17 protein-coding genes are annotated in these 16466 nt (G+C 38.5%); 10 read left to right on the forward strand and 7 right to left on the reverse strand.

Annotated features, from left to right (window positions below; genetic code table 11):
* The first annotated feature begins 81 nt into the window (after positions 1–81).
* On the forward strand, positions 82–843 hold the full coding sequence (locus tag ACPF64_RS08015) for a ferredoxin--NADP reductase (RefSeq protein ID WP_426455963.1): 762 nt from the start codon (positions 82–84) through the stop codon (positions 841–843).
* 48 nt (positions 844–891) lie between these two features.
* On the opposite strand, the gene ACPF64_RS08020 is transcribed toward ACPF64_RS08015, so the two are convergent.
* Positions 892–1311, reverse strand: a complete 420-nt coding sequence (locus tag ACPF64_RS08020; protein WP_171056780.1) for a hypothetical protein — start codon at positions 1309–1311, stop codon at positions 892–894.
* A gap of 290 nt (positions 1312–1601) precedes the next feature.
* On the opposite strand from ACPF64_RS08020, the gene ACPF64_RS08025 reads away from it, so the two are divergent.
* The 3 genes from ACPF64_RS08025 to ACPF64_RS08035 all read left to right on the forward strand — a co-directional run bounded on the left by ACPF64_RS08025 (position 1602) and on the right by ACPF64_RS08035 (position 4024).
* Entirely contained in the window at positions 1602–1829 is a 228-nt protein-coding gene (locus tag ACPF64_RS08025; RefSeq protein WP_003653450.1) for a hypothetical protein, read from the forward strand.
* 231 nt (positions 1830–2060) lie between these two features.
* Positions 2061–3725, forward strand: a complete 1665-nt coding sequence (locus tag ACPF64_RS08030) for a mechanosensitive ion channel (protein WP_426455964.1) — start codon at positions 2061–2063, stop codon at positions 3723–3725.
* 128 nt (positions 3726–3853) lie between these two features.
* Positions 3854–4024, forward strand: coding sequence for a hypothetical protein (locus ACPF64_RS08035; RefSeq protein ID WP_017392316.1), 171 nt, complete (start codon positions 3854–3856; stop codon positions 4022–4024).
* Position 4025: 1 nt separating this feature from the next.
* Here ACPF64_RS08035 and ACPF64_RS08040 read toward each other — a convergent pair whose 3' ends face one another.
* The 5 genes from ACPF64_RS08040 to ACPF64_RS08060 form a co-directional block, all read right to left on the reverse strand.
* On the reverse strand, positions 4026–5225 hold the full coding sequence (locus tag ACPF64_RS08040; RefSeq protein ID WP_426455965.1) for an NAD(P)/FAD-dependent oxidoreductase: 1200 nt from the start codon (positions 5223–5225) through the stop codon (positions 4026–4028).
* Between the two features lie 117 nt (positions 5226–5342).
* Entirely contained in the window at positions 5343–6224 is an 882-nt protein-coding gene (locus ACPF64_RS08045) for a 1-aminocyclopropane-1-carboxylate deaminase/D-cysteine desulfhydrase (RefSeq protein ID WP_426455966.1), read from the reverse strand.
* A 64-nt stretch (positions 6225–6288) separates the two neighbouring features.
* Positions 6289–7428: an HlyD family secretion protein gene (locus ACPF64_RS08050; protein WP_426455967.1), complete on the reverse strand. Its 1140-nt coding sequence runs from the start codon at positions 7426–7428 to the stop codon at positions 6289–6291.
* A 40-nt stretch (positions 7429–7468) separates the two neighbouring features.
* Positions 7469–9112 (reverse strand): MFS transporter, encoded by a 1644-nt coding sequence (locus ACPF64_RS08055; RefSeq protein WP_005048729.1) that lies wholly within the window; start codon positions 9110–9112, stop codon positions 7469–7471.
* 1 nt (position 9113) lies between these two features.
* Positions 9114–9677 (reverse strand): TetR/AcrR family transcriptional regulator, encoded by a 564-nt coding sequence (locus ACPF64_RS08060; protein ID WP_426455968.1) that lies wholly within the window; start codon positions 9675–9677, stop codon positions 9114–9116.
* 178 nt (positions 9678–9855) lie between these two features.
* On the opposite strand from ACPF64_RS08060, the gene ACPF64_RS08065 reads away from it, so the two are divergent.
* The 3 genes from ACPF64_RS08065 to ACPF64_RS08075 all read left to right on the forward strand — a co-directional run bounded on the left by ACPF64_RS08065 (position 9856) and on the right by ACPF64_RS08075 (position 11146).
* Entirely contained in the window at positions 9856–10479 is a 624-nt protein-coding gene (locus tag ACPF64_RS08065; protein ID WP_003653433.1) for a LysE family translocator, read from the forward strand.
* 162 nt (positions 10480–10641) lie between these two features.
* Positions 10642–10830, forward strand: a complete 189-nt coding sequence (locus tag ACPF64_RS08070) for an NF038215 family lipoprotein (RefSeq protein ID WP_045125047.1) — start codon at positions 10642–10644, stop codon at positions 10828–10830.
* Positions 10811–11146, forward strand: a complete 336-nt coding sequence (locus tag ACPF64_RS08075; protein ID WP_426455969.1) for a calcium-binding protein — start codon at positions 10811–10813, stop codon at positions 11144–11146. The genes ACPF64_RS08070 and ACPF64_RS08075 overlap by 20 nt, the downstream gene beginning before the upstream one ends.
* A gap of 90 nt (positions 11147–11236) precedes the next feature.
* Here the strand turns inward: ACPF64_RS08075 and metG are convergent, their stop codons facing one another.
* Positions 11237–13303: a methionine--tRNA ligase gene (gene metG / locus ACPF64_RS08080; RefSeq protein ID WP_426455970.1), complete on the reverse strand. Its 2067-nt coding sequence runs from the start codon at positions 13301–13303 to the stop codon at positions 11237–11239.
* Between the two features lie 285 nt (positions 13304–13588).
* Here metG and ACPF64_RS08085 point away from each other — a divergent pair, with 285 nt between their 5' ends.
* From ACPF64_RS08085 to ACPF64_RS08095, 3 genes are all read left to right on the forward strand, one after another.
* A complete protein-coding gene (locus ACPF64_RS08085) occupies positions 13589–14089 on the forward strand; it encodes a hypothetical protein (RefSeq protein ID WP_080026400.1) in 501 nt (166 codons plus the stop codon).
* 146 nt (positions 14090–14235) lie between these two features.
* Positions 14236–15426 (forward strand): iron-sulfur cluster carrier protein ApbC, encoded by a 1191-nt coding sequence (gene apbC / locus ACPF64_RS08090; protein WP_003653423.1) that lies wholly within the window; start codon positions 14236–14238, stop codon positions 15424–15426.
* 143 nt (positions 15427–15569) lie between these two features.
* The gene (locus ACPF64_RS08095) at positions 15570–16442 is read left to right on the forward strand and encodes a 5'-methylthioadenosine/S-adenosylhomocysteine nucleosidase (RefSeq protein ID WP_424609722.1); all 873 of its coding nucleotides are present in this window, start codon (positions 15570–15572) and stop codon (positions 16440–16442) included.
* Positions 16443–16466: the final 24 nt, after the last annotated feature.

Consider the following 16466-nt stretch of genomic DNA (forward strand, 5'->3'; position numbering starts at 1 on the left):
AAAAGCCTTAACGTTTAAAAGTATTCATTATTTCGACTGTCATGCTAACATGAGCGCACTATTTCATGCCACGTTGAAATCATGTCAATTGAAAAATTTAGCGTAGAAAAAGTTTTATCTGTACACCGCTGGACTCCAACTCTTTTTAGTTTCACCATGACTCGCCCTGCACATTTTAAATTTACTGCTGGGCAATTTGCACGTATTGGACTGAAAGTTGGAGAAGAACTTGTTGTTCGTGCCTATTCGGTGGTGTCTTCTCCATTTGATGAAACGCTAGAATTTTTCTCGATTGTAGTGCCTGACGGTGCATTTACCTCAAATCTTCAACATTTGAAGGTAGGTGATGAGCTTTACTTAGAAAAAATACCTTATGGTTATCTTACTTTAGCTCGCTATCAACAGCCTTTACCACATGATTTATGGTTGTTGGCAACGGGTACTGGCTTGGCTCCATTTTTATCGATGCTACAAGACTTCGATACATGGTCGAAATATCAAAAGATTAATTTGGTCTACAGTGTCCGTACCACAGCTGAATTAGCTTATGTCGATCGTATTCAAGAGATTGCTGAAACTTTTGGGGAAGGGCACGTCGGTTTTAAATTTATTTCAATTATCACTCGTGATCCATCAGCACAGTTACATGATCGTTTACCAGTTTTGATTGAGAACGGTGAATTAGAAAAAGTTGCTGGTATAGAACTGAGCCCTGCAACAAGCCATGTCATGCTTTGTGGAAACCCAGAAATGGTAGATGACACGAAAGAGGCTTTAAAGCGCCGTGGTTTGACGATGAATCGTCGAGGTGAGGGAAATATTGCAGTAGAAAATTACTGGTAACAAACGACAATTAAAAGAACTTTAAAATTATTTTTATGGATATGTTTATTAATGGACAAACATATCCATAAATTCACGAATTTCGGAAATTGCACTGTCTACATCGCTTGAAAGCCAAGTCGGTTCAAAAAGGCCTGCATAATGTTCCAAACGATCTTGGGGAACAACTAAGCGAACAGGACAGTCTTCTTCAAGTAAACGCCAAGGTAAAATCGGAACTTCATTGTCCAGAAAAATATTGATATTACGAATATCAACAATCATGGCGTTAATGCAGTCAGGAAATGGCATAACTGAAAATTCTTCAGTGCGACGACGAAAATACTCCAGATCACCCCATTTGAGTTCATAACTTGGTTTATTAAATTCAATAATACCAATGAGATGTTCGTCTCTTGTCTGGTGGATATAACATTGATGTGTGACGTCAGTGTCGAGATCAAGAGTTACGTTTTGCTGACGATACATCATAAAATAGAGTAGCTTTAAAACATGGGGGCTTATTATAGCCTATTTTCTAAAAAGTAAGCGCTAAAACATATTGTATTACAAATGGGACACGGACGAAGTTCGTAAATAATTAGAAATTATTTTTAATCGTCTAAATTAATGTGTGTAAATTTTATACTATTTTCATTGTTTTTAAAGTAGAGTTTTGCAATCACAGACACCTTCGCATAATGCTTTTTCACACAATGCAACAAAGCAAATTGCTATGATGAATATAAAGTTAATGATAATAGAAGAGGGGAAAGAAGATGCATGATTTTTCAAAACCACCTCATGTGACGAGTCCTGAAGAAACTGCGAAAAAAAGAAGATTACCAGTTTATATTTTAATTATTGTTGGGCTTTTTCTTCTTGCCCTTGTAGTTTATATGATAGCTGATCATAGCAACGTGCCTAAAGAAGAAGGAGCTATGCAACATGAGCCTGTGCCACATGTCATTTCAAATGCTTCTAATTTAAAGACCTATATAGGTTAAAAAGAGGTAATAATTTAACCAGTATATCTTGATATCAAGCCTTTAGGTGAAGACCTGAAGGCTTTTTTGCAACCTTTTGCATCAATTTGTTGTATTTATGCAGAAGTGTGTTGATTAGAAAATATTCAAAACATAATGTGAGATAGACCGCATTCATCGTCATTTTTTACAACGAATGGTGTTTCCTAGAGATAACACTGAAAAGAACATAACAATTGAGGACATAACAATATGAATGAATTTTTTGATGGGCCTCGCGGCGCTCAATTTGATGCAATGTATTACTGGGATCAGTTTCATCCAATTCTGGCTGCAATAGTGATCTTATTAGTGGGTTGGATAATTGCTTTATTGGTAGCGGCAGGTGTGAAAAAGCTTCTACAAAAAGTAAATACTAATGCCAAACTATCTTCAGCCACTGGTCGAGCCCCAAATATAGAAGGCCTTATTTCAAAAGTCGTATTCTGGTTTATTTTAATCTTAGCGGTTGTCGCAGCTCTCAATGTACTTAACATTAGTGGAGTAAGTGGCCCGTTCAGCAATATGGTAAATCAGGTACTCGTCTATATTCCAAATATTATTGCTGCTGTGGTGGTGGGTTTTATTGGTTGGATCGTTGCTCGACTGGTGCGAGCAGGGGTGACCAATGTTTTATCCAGAACCCAACTCGATGATAAATTAAGCAGTGAAGTGGGTGTAGGTGGAATTAGCCAAAATATCGGTGAAATTCTTTACTGGCTTGTATTGTTACTTTTCCTTCCGATTGTTCTTTCAATATTAGGATTAACAGGCTTACTGATTCCAGTTCAAAATATGGTAAATGACGCCGTAGCGTTCTTACCAAATATCTTTATTGCTGGCGTTATCGTTTTTGTTGGTTATATCTTGGCAAAAATTGTACGCGGTATTGTTGAAGGTTTAGTAAATAGCTTAGGTGTTCAGGCTCAAGCTGAAAAAATTGGTCTTTTCAAAAGCTCTAATGTAGGCAAATTCTTAGGTTCGTTTGTTTTTGCCATCATTATTATTACGACATTGATTGTAGCGTTCGAAGCTTTAGGGATTGAGACAATTTCTCAGCCAGCGACAGCAATGCTGAATGAAATCTTACGCGCAATTCCAAATATTATTGCGGCAGGTTTAATCCTACTGGTTGCTTATATTGTTTCTCGTTTTGTTGGGCGTTTGGTTGCAGAGTTAATTGCGGGTACAGGTGTTGATGAAATTCCTGCCAAATTAGATGTACAACGCTTTTTAGGTCAAACTAAAGTTTCTAGTGCTGTCGGTTGCCTAATCGTATTCTTCACTATGCTTTTTGCAGTATCTGAAGCGGCAGATCGTCTTGGTTTCGATCAAATCAGTGGTCTAATCGCAATGTTTATCCATTTCGGTGCAAACATTCTGTTAGGTGCTGTTATTTTGGTTATTGGCTTCTGGCTCGCAAATGTTGTGGCGAATGTGGTGCAACGTGGTGAATATAATAGCTCGCGTTGGTTAGCTAGTTTAGTTCGTGTCTTAATTATTGGTCTAGTACTTGCGCTTGGTTTAAGAGCCATGGGTATTGCAGACTCAATTGTTAATCTTGCATTCGGTTTGACTCTAGGCGCAGTTGCAGTTGCTTTCGCTCTTGCATTCGGTTTAGGTGGTCGCCAACCAGCAGAACGACTTTTAACTGATTTGTTAGATAAAGCTAAAAAAGAAGCGAATCAACCAAATCCTCTTTATCAACCACCGTCTAGTACGAATAATACGACTTCGGCGTCAACTACATCTACGCCAACGACTCCGCCATCTACAGTTTCATCTGATGCAAAACCAGCAGATTCTGTACAGGTGAATCCAGCACAACCCCCAGTGAATAAACCGTTTGGTTCTACAGGTGAAAATGATGAAATTTAAGAAAGTTGAATTAAATTTCAGATAAACAGTACAAAAAATCTTTGATTTTTGTGATAAGTTCGACCACTCTATATTGAGTGGTCGTTCTTTTTTGGCCGTTATAAAAACAAATAAGTGAGGAAAATACGATGAAGAAACCAGGTCGTTTTTTAGCACCAATTGTCATTGCCGGAATTACGGTAGGTTTTTTAGCGAGTGCTTATAAATTTGTATTTAGTAAGTCGGAAAGCTCAAAACAGACTACTGCTCAGCCACAAGATTCACAGACCGCATCAAATAGTTCGAAAAACTCAAATTAGCTTATACGTATTGGGCAGCAGCATAAGCAGAAGACCATGCCCACTGGAAGTTATAACCTCCTAAATGGCCAGTTACATCGAGTACTTCGCCAACAAAAAACAATCCTTTCTGCTTTTTACTTTCCATAGTCTTGGAAGATACTTCTGTTGTATCTATTCCGCCTAAAGTAACTTCAGCCGTACGATATCCTTCTGTTCCAGACGGTTTAACTGTGAAGCCATGTAACTGCTCGGCAATATGATCTAGCTGTACATCACTGATATTACCAATCGCTGTTTCGCTCTGCTCTGACCATATGAGTTGTTGTAACTCTTGGATAATACTTTTGGCAGTAAACTCATTAAGAAGAGTACGTAATAAAACTTTAGGCTGTGTTTTCTTTTTATCTTTTAAATAAGTCGCTAAATCTTGGCTTGGGAAAAAGTCAATTTTAAAACTTTCTCCTGAATTCCAATAGTTCGAAAGCTGTAAAGAACTTGGTCCACTCAAACCACGATGGGTAAATAATAATGCTTCAGTAAAGCTATTCTTTGAGTTGCTTAACGTCACATCCAAAGCATTACCGCTTAAGCGTGTAGTGACTTCTTTAATATGATCTGAAAAAGTAAATGGAACTAAACCTGCACGAGTTGGGAAAACCTGATGTCCAAATTTTTGTGCCAGTTCATAGCCAAAACCAGAACCGCCTAATGTTGGAATCGATAAGCCCCCAGTCGCAATCACTAAAGAATCACAAGTGTAATGTCCTTGATTGGTGTTTAGTGAAAACCCACCTTTTTCCAAGGGTGTAATTTGTCCAACTTCGCAATGGGTTTGAATATCTACATTTTTAGTTTTATTACACTCACTCACAAGCATTTCTAAAATTTCTTTAGCGCCGTTTAGCGTAAATAATTGCCCATGTTTACGTTCTTCATAGGCAATTTTATAATCACATACCAAACCAATAAAATCCCAGTTGCTATAACGTGACAGGGCAGAAATAACGAAGTGCGGATTATGAGAAATATAGTTATCAGGTTCTACATATAGGTTAGTAAAGTTACACTTACCACCACCCGACATTAAAATCTTTTTACCAATTTTATTGGCTTTTTCTAAAATTAAAACCGAGCGCCCGCGTTTAGCAGCATGTGCAGCCAACATGAGTCCAGAAGCACCTGCACCTAAGACAATGACATCGACATGACTGTTAGACATAAGAGATTCTCGATTAATCTTGAAAATTAAAAAGGGGCATATACTATCATGCCGACACTTACTCATGCTAAAGACATTTATTGGTATGAGGAGCAATATCTCCTAAAAATTAATGAATCAGTAGCTTAGCTTGTTTCTTATATCAGCCTGTAAACCGCCAGAATGAATTGTTAGAATACGAGTTCCTTCAGGGAAGTAATTATTTTTGATAAGGTCAAACAGACCGAACATCATTTTTCCCGTATAGATCGGTTCAAGAGGTACAGCGTATTGTTCTTCAAAATTTTGGATAAATGCGAATAGCTCAGGTGAAGTTTTAGCATAACCACCACAACAGTAGGCATCTGTCAGTGACCAATTCTGTTTTTTAGTCCACTGCTGAATCTCTTGTAGTAGAAAGTCGCCTTTTAATGCTGAAAACCCTAGAACCTTTTGATGTGGTGCACTTCGTTCAATCAGCCCTGAAATAGTCCCACCAGTTCCGACTGCACAGCAAATCACATCATAGTTTTGCAAATCACTTTGGCTGAGAATTTCCTGACAACCTTGTACGGCTAGCTGATTAGAACCGCCTTCAGGAATAATGAAAGTTTCAGGAAATTGATTGTGTAATCGTTGAAGATAGTTTGCATCATCTCTCAAACGATATTCAGTGCGCGAGACAAAATGTAGATGCATTCCTAAACTTTGAGCTTTTTCTAAAGTAGGGTTAAGAGGTTTGCCAGCTAACTCTTCACCACGAATAATTCCAATACTTTTAAAGCCAAAAAGATGAGCTGCATACGCAGTTGCAGCAATGTGATTTGAATAAGCCCCACCAAAAGTCAAAACGCGTGATAATTCTTGTTGCTGTGCTGCAAGTAGATTGTATTTTAGTTTGAAAAATTTATTCCCCGAGATTTGAGGGTGAATTAGATCTAACCGCTTAATGTCGAGATGCAGGGGATAGGGAAGTTGAATATGTTGATAAGGAACCGATTGAGTAATGTGATCAAACATTAGAAATTGAGAAAATAATGATTGATCACATTGTAACTTTTTAAATAGAACTTTAAAAAGCTGTTTACGAATTTGTATCGACAGAAGTAACTACTGACATACCAGGGCGTAAATGTTCCATTCCTTCCTGATTTGGGTCGATGGTTATACGTACAGCAATCCGTTGAACAACTTTAGTAAAGTTTCCTGTTGCATTGTCAGGTTTTAACACACTGAACTCAGAACCCGCAGCTGGTGAAATTTGTTCAACATGCCCTGTAAATTTTTTGTGTTTCATCGCATCGACTGTAAACCATGCCTTTTGTCCAATTCGCATATTGGCAATTTGGGTTTCTTTAAAGTTGGCAATCACCCAAGTTTGTTGTGGAATTAAATAGAGTAACTGTGAGCCTGCGGCTACATATTGCCCAACACGAGGGTTAACTTCACCAAGTTGGCCATCCATCGGAGCAACAATAACGCTATAGTCTTTGGTGGTTTGTGCTTGATCTAACTGTGCTTTAGCGCTTGAAACTTGTGCTTCTAAGCCAGCTTCTGCGACTTGTGCTGTTTTAAGTGCTTCATTTGCAACTAATACATTGGCTTCTGCCTGTTTAAGTGCTGCAAGGTTATTTTCTGCATCCGCCGCGGCTTTATCTTGTTCGGATTTAGAAGCTGCTCCACTATTTCCTAACTGTTGATAACGTCTGAGCTGTGCTAAAGAGAGCTCATATTGAGCTTTTGCTTGATCCACTTTGGCTTGTGCCGCCACAATATCAGCTTGTTTCTGAGCAATGGATTGAGTTTGATTAGCTAAAGTATTTTTAGCTTGTTCAACCCCAGAAGCTGCTTGCGTTACTTTTTGATCGTAAGTGGTTGCATCAATATGCATGAGCACTTGACCTTTTTTAACATGGTCAAAGTCTTTCACTAATACGTCTTTAACGTAGCCATTAATTTGTGAAGATAAAATTGTGGTTTTACCTTTGACATAACTATTGTCAGTTTGCTGAACACTGGTTGCAAACGGCCCGATTCTCCATGCCCATAAAATCACTAAAATACCGACAATAAGAACCCCTAACATCCATAACAGTGTTGAGCGTTTTGTCGGAATCAGTTTACTTGCAGGTGCAGGTGCAGGTGCAGGTGCAGGTGCAGGTGTTGGCTCGTTGGCAGGTGCCTGAGAAGGTGTTTGCTCTGGTTTGTTTTGATCATCTGACATATATCAATCTCAATTTCTATTTCATCAAATACGAAAGCCGTTAAGGACGGCTAATTCCTCTGCGTTGTAGATATTTACTACGTGCAATATTAAATCCACCCCATAAGAGTAGGGCGACGGCAAAAATACCGTTTAATGCAATAACGTCATTGTAGGCTCGCACTTGGGCTTCACGAGTGACCACTTGATTAAGTGAGCGCATGGATTGAGCTGTTTGTAATGCTGGGTCAGTAGTTGTGATTGATGCACTGCGTTGATAGGTAGAGAGCCTTTGAGCGACTAGAGGGTCTGCTTGTTCTAAATCTTTAATGATCTCTGCCTGATAGTTCTGCGTACGATGTTGTTGATAGGTCGAGAAGAAAGAAGACCCTACAAGACCACCGAAGGTTTGGGTTGCAGAGAACAACACAATAAAAGTCACCACATACGAAGGGCCTTTAGCCAAGGTTTGTGCGAAGCCAATGAGAAGTAATGGCCCAATGAATAAACCACCTGCGAAGCCGACTAAAAACTGACTTGCGAAGAAATTTACAGGTCGGACATCACTGGTTAAGTGATAATCTAGTCCACAGGCGACCAGAATCAAAAACTCTGCAAAAAGTAAGTGGAAGATAATTCGTTCGCGCGAAAAAGTAAGCGCACTAAAAAGTGTTCCGCTTAAAATCCCTATGAATATCACAACATAGAGTGGAACAAATTGATCAGGTCCCATTCCCATTGTTTTTAAGAAGTTAACAGCAGCATAGCTTTGCTCTGACATTAAAAGACGTATTGCAAAAGCACCAAAAATGAAACGTAGGGTCGAAGAGGCACCTAGCCAACGCGTCATAATTAATGGATTGGCGCGATAGTGTTCGTAGAGTAAACCGAGCACAACTAAGCTAAAACCTGCGATTAATATATAGGCAAGCCATTCGCTATTAAACCACCATAAAATTGGACCTTGCGTCAGCACGATACATAAACATGCAAAACCTGGAGCCAGTAACGCAAAGGTGAAGAAATCTTGCTTCTCAAAAACATAAATTCTTAAGCTACGTGGTAATTTCAATGAAACGACCATGGCTAAACAACAAAGTGCTAAACCGAGCTCAAAGGTGTAAAGAACAGACCAACTGTCTGTACTTACAAGGAAAGGAGAAATAATCCAAGCCAAGGGTACGCCAAGTTGCTGAAAGCCGAATGCGATATATATTCCTTTTGCCATGTCTGCTTTTTTAAAGGCTTGCATGGTGTAATACATACCTAAAGAGCTTAGTGGTGCACCCGCTAAACCAGCCACAACCCGAGCAAATAGTGCCATTTCATAGGTATGCACAAAAATATGCAAAACAAGAACCGCAATAAAAATAACGAGTCCTATTTCTGAAAATACTCTCAGGCCATATTGTTGTCTGGCTTTAAACAAAATCAGATTTGAGCTGACATTTGCCATGACATAGGCCGCAGGCAGCCAAGCAGCTTCGGAAGGGGTAAGGCCGTATTCACCTTGGATTAACGGTAAGTTTGCCGTAATAAAACCATTACTTAAGCTTGCCGAAAGAGCGATAAATAAACCGATAAAAAAGTAAATAAATCGCTTAGGTACAGAGTGTGCAATAGCTGCTGGTGAACCAGGTAGAGTCGGTTGCTCTTCTGGTGTCCAGTCGGGTGGTGTTTCTAAATAACGAGGCGTTTTACTCATTCTATCCCTCGAATTTTTGTATTTGAATACCATGAAATAGTAATTCGATTGCTCGTTTTGCTAAGCGAGTCTGTTCTTCTGGCTCATGTCCTTGAAATGAAGAACCTAACATTGCAGTAACCATTGCATAGTCATCGGCAGTTAGATCAGCTCGGCACAGTTTTTGTTCTATTGCTTTTTCAATCAGTGGATTAAGTGCATTATTTCGCCGTTCATAGATTTTTAACATAATTGGGTCTTGTCGATCAATTACTCTCCAAAAATCTTGCAAAATTGCGAGCTTGGGAAGTTGCCCAATATGTCCTTCAACTAAACGAAATAAACCATCTTCGAATTGTTGAAAATAAGCTGCTTTTTGCTCTAGCTGTGTAATCGCGCGTTCTAAAAGTGCGCTAATTAAAGCTTTGCGATCGCAAAAGTTACGATAGAACGTTGCTCGTCCTACACCAGCGTGGTCAATCACAACTTGTAAGGGAACATTAATGCCATGAATACGAAAACATTCTTCGGCTGCATTGAGTAATTCATCCCGATTATGGGCAGCAATTTTTTGACGTTTACTCATGTCATCGATTGGGGAGTTTTAAAGGTTATATATTTAACGGACATTTTTGTCCGTTGTGAAGATATAAATTGTAAAAACATGAAAATTCAATTTTCATCATTTATATTTTCTGCATTTTTATATGCGTCATAAAAAGCTGGTAGAATACCGCGCAATTGCGTAATGCTAGGTCAATACAATGTTTGAGTCCCTTATTCCTCTTTTTTCAATTGCGATGGCATTGATGCTTGGAGCAATAAGCCCTGGGCCAAGCTTTATTTATGTGGCACAAAATTCAATTTCTAAATCACGTAAACATGGTTTGTTCACGGCTTTAGGAACGGGGACAGGTGCGGCTCTGTTTGGCCTATTAGCTGTTATGGGATTACAAGCAGTTTTATTGGCTGTACCTTCTGCTTATTTAATTTTAAAAATTGGTGGTGGGCTTTATTTACTTTGGCTAGCTTTTAAAATTATTAAGCATGCCAAAGAACCAATTGCAATGGAAAATGATGCCAAATCGAAAATGACCTATAAACAGGCATATCGTTATGGTTTGATTACTCAGTTAAGTAATCCAAAAATCGCAGTTGTATTAGCAAGTGTATTTACTGCTTTACTGCCGAAAGAAATCCCAAATTATTACTACGTCGCATTGCCAGTGATTTGTTTTATGATCGATGCGGGATGGTATTCATGTGTGGCAATGCTGTTATCTTCAGAGAAGCCTAGAACAATGTACTTAAAAGCAAAAACTGGCGTTGACCGAGTAGCTGGAAGTATTGTGAGTGTATTAGGTTTAAAGCTAATTTTCTTCAAATGATAAGTCTTTAATTAAAATATCTAAAAAATCCAAAGCCAGCTGTTTATAGTCTGGCTTTATTTTTGCGTAAAATATATACAAATTGAAATATCTTTTTTAGCACTTAAACATTTAAAAAGTGGTAACTTAATAAATAAAACAAAAAGAAATGAGGATCACGTTATGAAAAAACTAATGGTGAGCATTTCTGTAGTTTTTCTCATCTTAACTACAGGATGTGAGATGAGAACGATGAGTAAGCAATCACCAGCAAATGAGCGGACCATGAGTATTGTTGGTACTCCAGTTCATGAAAAGGATTATAAAATTTCCGATATCCAAGCGAATAATCATGAGCAATCCAACTATTAAGTTACTTGCAGGATGTGCGACTTACTGTATTTTGAATATGGTCAATGCATGTGAACCTGCATCTTTAGATTGGGAGCTTTTTCAGGAAAAATATGATTTAAATCATGATGGAATGTACAGCCTAAAAGAATTTCAACGTGTTGAGGATTTTTATCCTTATAACTGGCCTACCGATAACCGTTTTCAAGGCGAAAACAAGCAGACAGAGTTATTTCATTATTTAGATGAAAATAAGAATGGCTATTTAACAAATGAGGAGTTAGGAAACATACATGTTTTATTTAATAACCCTTGTGAAGGGTGGCCGTGGTCGTAATTTAAATTCACTTATTTATGTTCGTATAGAACTCGGATTTTAAAAATAAAAAAAGCTTCCAATTTAGGAAGCTTTTTTTATGAAGGCAGATTAAGAAACTTTATCGCCTGGTTTTGCACCGCTATCTGGTGAAATAATGAAAATACCTTCACCATTTCCAGCAGCAAGTACCATTCCGTTTGAAATACCAAAACGCATTTTACGTGGTGCAAGGTTAGCAACCATAACGACCAGTTTACCTTTTAAATCTTCTGGTGCGTATTGGCTACGAATACCACTGAATACGTTACGTGTTTCAGCTTCACCAACGTCTAAAGTAAGTTGAAGTAATTTATCTGAACCTTCAACAGTGCCTGCTTCAACGACCTGAGCAACACGTAAGTCAACCTTTAAGAAATCTTCAATACCAATGATTTCTGCTTCACCAACTGCTGGAACAGGAGCCGCTTTTTTCTCGGCAGCTTTGTCCTTTTTCGCCGCTACTTTAGTTGTTTCTGGAGCAGGAGTACCTAAAGACTCTTTAGATGCATCCACCATTGCTGCAACAGCTTTTGGATCAACACGTTGCATAAGCGGTTGGAACTGTGCAATCTCATGGCTTACAAGAATTTGTTTACGTGATTCGAAATTGAAGCTCTCAAGTTTTAAGAAACCTTGAACTTGCTCAGCCAAAGTTGGAAGAACTGGAGCTAAGTACACAGCTAATTGACGGAACAAGTTGATACCAACTGAGCACACATCAAGAACTTGTTGTTCTTGACCTTCTTGTTTAGCAAGTGCCCATGGTTTTTTCTCGTCAATATATTGGTTTGCACGATCAGCAAGCGCCATAATTTCACGAATAGCCATTGAGAATTCACGTGCTTCATATGCGCTAGCGATTGAATCACCTGCATCAATAAAACTTTGCACCAACTCAGATTCTGCACATTCAGCAGATAAAGTATTGTTAAAGTTACTGTTGATAAATTTAGCGCAACGACTAGCAATATTGACGACTTTACCGACTAAGTCAGAATTTACTTTTTGAATAAAATCATCAAGATTTAAATCAGAGTCTTCAACTTTGTCTGAAAGTTTAGATGCAAAGTAGTAACGTAAATATTCTGGGTTTAGATGCTGTAAATAAGTCTCTGCTTTAATGAAAGTACCACGAGACTTAGACATTTTTTGTCCGTTCACAGTCAAGAAACCATTTACAAAAAGACCCGTTGGAGTGCGATAGTTTGCACCATCCAACATTGCAGGCCAGAACAATGCATGGAAATAAACAATGTCTTTACCAATGAAATGGTAAACATCGTTTTGACTGTCTTTTTTCCAGAAATCATCAAAACTTAAATCTGGGCGCTTAGTTTTGATGTAATTTTCAAAACTCGACATATAACCAATTGGCGCATCTACCCAAACATAGAAGTATTTATTTGGTGCATCAGGAATTTCAAAACCAAAATAAGGTGCATCACGGGAAATATCCCAATCGGTTAAACCCGACTCAAACCATTCATCTAGCTTGTTTGCAATCGAAACAGGTAATCGACCTTCATCACGGGTCCATTTCTGTAAATACTCAGCAAAGTTCGGTAGTTTAAAGAAATAGTGATCTGAAGATTTTTCAACTGGTGTTGCACCACTTAAGGTTGAACGTGGGTTAAGTAGTTCAGTTGCATTATAGGTCGTACCACAAACTTCACATGAGTCGCCGTATTGGTCTTCTGATTTACATTTTGGGCATGTACCTTTAATGAAACGGTCAGACAAGAACATGCCTTTTTCTGGGTCAAATAATTGAGTTACAGGGCGAACTGCAATATTTCCAGCTTCACGGTTTTTAATATAGATATCTGTTGAGCGGGCTTTGTTCGCATCGCTATGAGTTGAATCGTAATGATCGAAATGTACGCCAAAACCGTCAAAATCACGGATGTGTTCTTTTTGAACATTCGCAATTTGCTCTTCTGGGCTAATACCATTTGCTTCGGCACGTAGCATAATTGCTGTACCGTGAGCATCATCCGCACATACATAAGTCACATCATGACCCATTGCTCGCATGGCACGAACCCAGATATCTGCCTGGATGTAACCGAGTAAATGACCCATATGAATTGGACCATTAGCATAAGGGAGGGCATTAGTGACTAAAATTTTACGCACGGATTTCATTCTCTCATTCGTATTTATAAGGTGGAAGATTTTAACTGATGCAGGGAGATAAGCAAAGATTAATAATCTTTGGCTTGGTGCAAGAGGTTTCTATAAAAATGGGTTTTGGTCAGAGAGCGTTTCTCTTTAGAACAGATAAACAAATCAAAAAATATTTGAATCTTCCTGTATTGTCTTTGTTTCAAATTGCAGTTACGGTCAGAAAATAAGCCATAACGATGTATAACTAATAACTTATTCAGGTAATTTTTTTAATTAACTACGAGGATAACAACGATGACTACTGAAAATAAATTAGATGAATTAAAGGCAAAAGCGGCAGATGCAAAAGTACAAGGTGAAAAAGCTTTGGAAGATTTAAAGGAAAACGTAAAAGATAAACAAGCTGCTGGTAAAGAAGCTGTTGAAGATAAAGTAGATGAGTTAAAGGCCAAAGTGGCAGATGCAAAAGTTCAAGGTGAAAAAGCTTTGGATGATTTAAAGGAAAATGTAAAAGATAAACAAGCTGCTGGCAAAGAGGCAGTTGAAGATAAAGCAAATGATTTGAAAGGCAAACTTGAGGATGCTCAGCATACCTTGCAAGATAAGTTCGATCATTTACGTACAGAAGCGGGTCATAAACTTGATGACGCCAAAGCCAAAGCAGTAGAGTTAAAAGATGAGGCTGCAACAAAATTTGATGAGTTAAAAACGCAAGCAACGGCGAAATTTGATGAGTTGAAGAAAACAGCAACAGATAAGTTAAATAAATTGAAGCACCATGATTCTGATGAATAAGTTTATTTAAACTAAAATCTGCACTCCTTACCTAAAGATGGAAGCTTGAAAATTAGCAATTCCTCATCCTAAGGTGAGCGAGTGCGGATCAATACTGTTACACTATCTCCATTAAGCTGTAATGATCTGTTTTTGGAGTAAACAATATGTCTTGGCTTTCTTCATTAAAGTCTGTTTTTTCACCCGCACAAGAAGTGAAAGAAGATGAAATCCAAACGGTACTCCAAAATTATTTACTACCGCATTCAAAAGATGCTTTAAAAGAGCGCATTAGTCAGCTTCAAGTTCAAGGTCGAGTATTACAACTCACCATTAATACATTTCCTGATGAAAAAGAGCACTTGCAGCAAATTCATGATGATTTGGCTGGGGCTTTAGAAAAGTGTGGTATTGAAGAACTAAATCTACATGTGGTTCAACAAAAGCGCCCTGCACAAGAAAGTTCGAACTTACCTCCTGTGCTTGATGCTTCACCTAAATCAGAACCAGATCCGAATAATCCGCCTATCCAAAAAGCAGCTCCGCAACAAAGAGATGTTCCACTTCATCCTCGCATTAAGCATGTTATTTTAGTTTCGTCAGGTAAGGGTGGCGTTGGTAAATCGACAACTACTGTCAATTTAGCACTTGCCTTGCAAAAAATGGGGCTTAAAGTTGGAGTGTTGGATGCGGACATTTATGGCCCAAGTATTCCGACTATGCTGGGAAATGCTGGCAAAACTCCTCTTATTGAAAGTGAAAATTTTGTGCCTTTAGATGCTTATGGCATGGCGGTGTTATCGATTGGACATTTAACTGGTGATAACAACACACCTGTCGCGTGGCGTGGACCGAAGGCAACGGGTGCTTTAATGCAATTATTTAATCAGACCCTTTGGCCTGATTTAGATGTATTGATGATTGATATGCCACCTGGTACTGGTGATATTCAACTCACGCTTGCGCAGCGTATCCCCGTTACTGGTTCAATCATTGTGACTACGCCACAAAATGTTGCTTTATTAGATGCTACTAAGGGTATCGAATTATTTAATAAAGTTGGAATTCCTGTATTAGGCGTCGTTGAAAATATGTCGACCCATATTTGCTCTAACTGTGGTCATGAGGAGCAAATTTTTGGTATTGGCGGTGGTGACAAGCTCTCTGAACAGTACCATATTCCACTGTTAGGCCGCTTGCCTCTAAATGCTCAGATCCGTGAGCATGCTGATCAGGGTAAACCTAGTGTTGTAGCAATGGATGATGCAGCTGATAGTTATATTGATATTGCTAAGGCGATGTGGGAACAGATTGAAAAAATTCCTCAACGTACACGTGATGACAAACGTATCTTCTGATTTATTTAAACCCGACTGCAAGTCGGGTTTTTTATTATCTGGTTAAAATAAAAAATTAAACCACTGAATCTTAATAACAAAGCTAAACTTGAAATTGGCATATAGATTGCTACTTTACACTTTTTAAAAAGAAAGGGTAAAAAATGCAATTTAAATGTGCTTTTGGCGTAATCAGTTTATGTAGCGCCTTATTTTTAGTCGGATGCAATAATGACGACTCTTCTGTTTCACAAACACCTACAGTTCAGGAGCAAAAACAGAAATTACAGCCGATTATTATTCAGGGTGCTTTGCCTGTAGAGTCGGAAAGAATGGCTTCAAAATTAGAGAATAAGACTGTTGAAACCATTGGTGGGTGGACATTCTGGAAGGGTACCTATAATGGTTATCCAATGATTATTTCTAAAACCCGTATGGGTATGAGTAACTCGGCTGCGGCAACTGCTTTAGCCATTGAACGTTATAAGCCAATCGCAATTATTAATCAGGGAACATCAGGCGGGCATGACCCAGATCTACACGTTTACGATATTGTCTTAGGAAAATACGCAACCAATATTGGTGCATTTAGAACACCAAAGCAGCCAGTAGGTGGTGGTTCAAACTCACTCACATGGGTTGAGGCTTTTGATGTTTTGCCAACAAAGGAGTCTGACCCAGAACCTATTGCGATTCGTAAATTTGAAGGTGACCAAGAGTTATTAATGGCGGCACATAAAGTCCGTTATGACAAAGGCGAGGTGGTTGAGGGAACGATTGGTTCAGCAGATGTCTGGAATAATGAGCTTGATCGTATTCAATTCTTCCATCAACGCTATGGCACTTCAGTCGAGGAAATGGAAGCAGCATCTGTTGCACAAATTGCCAGCCAGTTTAATGTTCCTTTTTTAGGAATTCGAATCTTATCTAATAATATTACGAATAATGGAGCTTATGACCCAGGTACAGGAGAGGCTTGCCAAGAGTATGTACTCAATGTGGCTGAAGAGTATATGAAATCAAAACTACCAAAATAATAATTTAAAACTAAGCAAGAAGAT

This window comes from Acinetobacter sp. KB005 (genome assembly GCF_049949095.1).
Lineage (GTDB): Bacteria > Pseudomonadota > Gammaproteobacteria > Pseudomonadales > Moraxellaceae > Acinetobacter > Acinetobacter calcoaceticus.